5 protein-coding genes are annotated in these 3,594 nt (G+C 63.4%); 1 reads left to right on the forward strand and 4 read right to left on the reverse strand.

The features are described 5' to 3' along the window. Nucleotides 1-111 precede the first annotated feature (111 nt). Nucleotides 112-903 carry an ABC transporter ATP-binding protein gene (locus tag EN879_RS27800; RefSeq protein WP_013530913.1) on the reverse strand — a complete coding sequence of 264 codons (792 nt, stop codon included), beginning with the start codon at nt 901-903 and terminating at the stop codon, nt 112-114. 142 nt (nt 904-1,045) lie between these two features. Here EN879_RS27800 and EN879_RS27805 point away from each other — a divergent pair, with 142 nt between their 5' ends. After that, a complete protein-coding gene (locus EN879_RS27805) occupies nt 1,046-1,456 on the forward strand; it encodes a cupin domain-containing protein (RefSeq protein WP_013530912.1) in 411 nt (136 codons plus the stop codon). 62 nt (nt 1,457-1,518) lie between these two features. Here the strand turns inward: EN879_RS27805 and EN879_RS27810 are convergent, their stop codons facing one another. The 3 genes from EN879_RS27810 to EN879_RS27820 all read right to left on the reverse strand — a co-directional run. Further along, on the reverse strand, nt 1,519-1,854 hold the full coding sequence (locus EN879_RS27810; RefSeq protein ID WP_244514313.1) for a hypothetical protein: 336 nt from the start codon (nt 1,852-1,854) through the stop codon (nt 1,519-1,521). Nucleotides 1,855-1,897: 43 nt separating this feature from the next. Then, on the reverse strand, nt 1,898-3,349 hold the full coding sequence (hydA, locus tag EN879_RS27815; protein WP_063168503.1) for a dihydropyrimidinase: 1,452 nt from the start codon (nt 3,347-3,349) through the stop codon (nt 1,898-1,900). A 63-nt stretch (nt 3,350-3,412) separates the two neighbouring features. After that, nucleotides 3,413-3,594: M20/M25/M40 family metallo-hydrolase (locus EN879_RS27820; protein WP_127274380.1), on the reverse strand; the 182-nt coding region annotated here is incomplete at its 5' end.

Consider the following 3,594-nt stretch of genomic DNA (forward strand, 5'->3'; position numbering starts at 1 on the left):
GGATGGAGGTGACGGGAACGAGCTTGTCGCGGAAGGTGTCCATCTAGCGGGCCTCAGCCGACTGGCGCCCTCCTCTCCCCGTTGGGGAGAGGAGGAAGCTCATCCTGCCCCTCAATCATCATAGCTGTGCCCCGCGCGCAGCCCGTCCCGCACCCGCGCTGCGATCGCCAGAAACTCCGGCGTCTCGCGGATGTCGAGCGGCCGCTCTCTCGGCAGCGTCGATTCGATGATGTCGCTGACACGGCCCGGGCGCGGCGACATGACGACGATGCGCGTCGACAGATAGACGGCCTCCGGAATGGAGTGGGTGACGAAGCAGATGGTCTTGTTGGTGCGTCCCCACAATTCCAGCAGCTGCTCGTTGAGATGGTCGCGCACGATCTCGTCCAGCGCGCCGAACGGCTCGTCCATCAGCAGCAGGTCGGCGTCGAAGGCCAGCGCACGGGCAATCGAGGCGCGCTGCTGCATGCCGCCCGAGAGCTGCCAGGGATATTTCTTCTCGAATCCAGAGAGGTTGACGAGGCCGAGCGTGCGCTTGATCCGCTCGCCTTGCTCCGCCCTGGATAGGCCCATGATCTCCAGCGGCAGCCCCACATTGCGCTCGATGGTCCGCCACGGAAACAGCGCCGCCGCCTGAAAGACATAGCCATAGGCGCGTTTCTCGCGCGCCTGCTCTGCTGTCATGCCATTGACGGAAATCGCCCCCGAGGTCGGCTTCTCCAGATCGGCGATGACGCGCAGCAGCGTGGTCTTGCCGCAGCCCGAAGGCCCGATGAAGGAGACGAACTCGCCCTTGCCGATGGTGAGATCGACATTGGACAGCGCCTGCACCGGCCCGTCATTGGTCTGGAAAGTCAGCCCGAGTTTGCTTGCCGCGACGACGGCTGGCGAATTCCCCGTCATCGGTTGCCGCCTGCCTGTTTCCGTTCCCGCGGCGGCTGGAATCCGATTGCTTTTATCGCGATGTTGTTTTCCACTTGCCCTGTCCCATTTGGCCCTGTCCCTCTGACCTTGTCCCACGCGATCGACGCCCGGAGTTTCCCCGATGTCGCCTAAACCCACTTGTCATCTTATCCGCCCTGAAAGCACTTATGAAGGCAAGCAGGGGCTGACCTATTTCGCCGGCATTGCCGCCGAGACCGTCGGTGCCTCCGGCATCTGCATGCACATGCTCACCATGCCGCCCGGCGCCCGCGCCAAGGCGCATATGCACGAGAGCCACGAGACGGCGATCTATGTGCTCTCCGGCGAAGTTCACACCTGGTATGGCGACCGGCTCGAGCATCATATCGTCGTCAAGGCCGGTGATCTCTTCTACATCCCCGCCGGCGTGCCGCATCTGCCGGCCAACCTGAGCGGCGCCCCGTCCTCTGCCGTCATTGCGCGCACCGATCCCAACGAACAGGAGAGCGTCGTCCTGCTGCCGGAACTGGATGCGCTGGTCGCCGGAAGCTGACTTCGCCGGGCTAGGCGCCCGTCGGCCAATTGCTAGAGGTTTGCGCCCGCCAGCTTCGGCAATCATCGGCACCGAGACACTTCCCCATAGACGGTGCCGTCCGCATCCGCGATCACCAGTTTCTTGGCGTTCTTGGTGCTGTGCTTGATGATGAAGGTGGCGGGCGACTTGCCCTCTTCGCCTTCGGCCTCGCACTCCGCCTTCACCACAAGCGAGCCGTCGGCCTGGACCCTCTTGCCGGTGAAGGTGCAAGCGCTCGTCGCCGTGATGAAGTCGGTGTTGGTTAGAAGCAGCATGTCCTCGGCGTAGACTTCCTGGCCGTTCTTGTTGATGCAGCCGGACTTGTTGCCATAAGGTTTGGCTAGGTCGATGCCGGCCGCCGACACTTGGCTGGCCACCAGAACCAAAACTGCCGCGAAAAGAAGTCCCCCGCGCCGCACCTCAAACCCCGGTCGCCGGGATGCCGGTGCGTTCCACCTTGCGCGGCGCGGAGATTTCCTTCCACGTCGACAGCGCCCGGTTGACGGCCGCATTCGGCTCGCGGCCGACGAATTCACCATGGCCGGGCTTGGTCTTGACCTCGGACTCCTGGATCGACAGTTCGCCCCGCGAGAACACGAACCGCGGCAGGCCGGTCACCTCGAAACCCTCGAAGACATTGTAGTCGATCACCGATTGCTGCTTCTTGGACGAAATTGTCTTCTTGCGCTTGGGATCCCAGACGACGATGTCGGCGTCGGCACCCTCTACGATGGCGCCCTTCTTCGGATACATGTTGAGGATCTTGGCGATGTTGGTCGAGGTCACCGCGACGAACTCGTTCATCGTCAGCCGGCCGGTGTTGACGCCTGTGGTCCACAGCACCGGCATGCGGTCTTCAAGCCCGCCGGTGCCGTTCGGGATCTTGGTGAAATCGCCGACGCCGTTGCGCTTCTGTTTGGTGGTGAAAGCGCAATGATCGGTCGCCACCACCTGCAGCGAACCCGCCTGCAGGCCGGCCCACAGCGAGTCCTGGTGCGATTTGTTGCGGAAGGGCGGACTCATCACGCGGCGTGCCGCATGGTCCCAGTCCTTGTCGAAATACTCGCTCTCGTCCAGCGTCAGGTGCTGGATCAGCGGCTCGCCGAACACCCGCATGCCCTTCTGGCGCGCCCGGCGGATCGCCTCGTGGCTCTGCTCGCAGGAGACATGCACGACATAGAGCGGCACGCCGGCCATGTCGGCGATCATGATGGCGCGGTTGGTCGCCTCGCCTTCCACTTCGGGCGGCCGCGAATAGGCGTGGCCCTCGGGGCCGTTGTTGCCGGCAGCCAGCAGCTTCTGCGACAGTGCCGCCACCACGTCGCCATTCTCGGCATGAACGAGCGGCAGCGCGCCGAGATCGGCGCAGCGCTGGAACGACGCATACATCTCGTCGTCGTCGACCATCAGCGCGCCCTTGTAGGCCATGAAATGCTTGAACGAGGTGATGCCCTTGTCGACGACCGTGGCCATCTCGTCGAACACCTGCTTGCCCCACCAGGTGATCGCCATGTGGAAGGAGTAGTCGCACGACGCCTTCGAGGTCTTGTTGTCCCACATCTGCAAGGCTTCGAGCAGCGACTGCTGCGGCGCCGGCAGGCAGAAATCGACCACCATCGTCGTGCCGCCGGAGAGCGCCGCGCGCGTGCCGGATTCGAAATCATCGGCCGAATAGGTGCCCATGAACGGCATTTCGAGATGGGTGTGCGGGTCGATGCCGCCCGGCATGATGTAGCAGCCGGTGGCGTCGAACTCATGGTCGCCATGCAGGCCCGAACCGATGGCGACGATCTTGCCGTGCTGCATCAGCACATCGGCCTTCCAGGTGCGGTCGGCGGTGACGATGGTGCCGTTTCGGATGACTTTGGTCATTGACTGTTCCCTTGTTCTCTTCGCGCTTCTTTACGAGCGTCGTTTGGAAGGTGGATTCTAAGCTCACTCCACGATGACAGCCGTCTCCACCACCGCGTGGAACAAGACATCGGCACCCGCCGAAGCCCATTCCTTGGTGATCTCTTCGGCCTCGTTGTGGCTGAGGCCATCGACGCAAGGGCACATCACCATGGCGGTGGGCGCGACGCGGTTGATCCAGCAGGCGTCGTGGCCGGCACCGGAAA

Source organism: Mesorhizobium sp. M7A.F.Ca.AU.002.02.1.1, from assembly GCF_003998535.1.
Classification (GTDB): domain Bacteria; phylum Pseudomonadota; class Alphaproteobacteria; order Rhizobiales; family Rhizobiaceae; genus Mesorhizobium; species Mesorhizobium ciceri.

Excerpts from the sequence above, each read along its gene's own strand:
- EN879_RS27800 (WP_013530913.1), bottom strand. The coding sequence starts at position 903 with ATGACGGGGAATTCGCCAGCCGTCGTCGCGGCAAGCAAACTCGGGCTG.
- EN879_RS27805 (WP_013530912.1), top strand. The coding sequence starts at position 1,046 with ATGTCGCCTAAACCCACTTGTCATCTTATCCGCCCTGAAAGCACTTAT.
- hydA (WP_063168503.1), bottom strand. The coding sequence starts at position 3,349 with ATGACCAAAGTCATCCGAAACGGCACCATCGTCACCGCCGACCGCACC.